Annotated in this window: 1 protein-coding gene; it reads left to right on the top strand. The window is 32.5% G+C overall.

Annotation, left to right across the window (positions count from 1 at the left end; all coding sequences use genetic code 11):
* Nucleotides 1–69: 69 nt before the first annotated feature.
* A partial coding sequence (locus tag HX793_RS32340; RefSeq protein ID WP_218646229.1) for a hypothetical protein occupies nt 70–357 on the top strand: 288 nt, incomplete at its 3' end.

Here is a 357-nt window from a genome sequence, read left to right as displayed (position 1 = left end):
CAGAGTTGGGGTGGTCATGACAATTACAGTAAGGACATTCGGAATTTTATCTCTGATGATATTTTTTTCGTGAAAGATAGTAATAGTAATGGGGACGGTTATTCTATATATTTTAATTTTGAAAATCATATTTTTGACATTGCCAATGATCATTCTTTTTCTAGTTCACTAGAAAGTGCTTTTTATCGTCATTTTAGTTATCTGAAAAATGGATCTAAGAGTAAGAATCCCGACCACGATCGTTACATGGATGATACTCAGTATACTTGGAATAATCACATTAATAGTTGCATTGACAGTTATCTTCAGTCCCAAATCTGTATTGATAGTTACATTGTAAGTGCTAGTGACAATTCC

The organism is Pseudomonas reactans (assembly GCF_013387025.1).
Classification (GTDB): Bacteria; Pseudomonadota; Gammaproteobacteria; order Pseudomonadales; family Pseudomonadaceae; genus Aquipseudomonas; species Aquipseudomonas reactans.
Note: the sequence above shows the minus strand (reverse complement) of the source record. Positions and strands in the feature narration are given on the sequence as shown.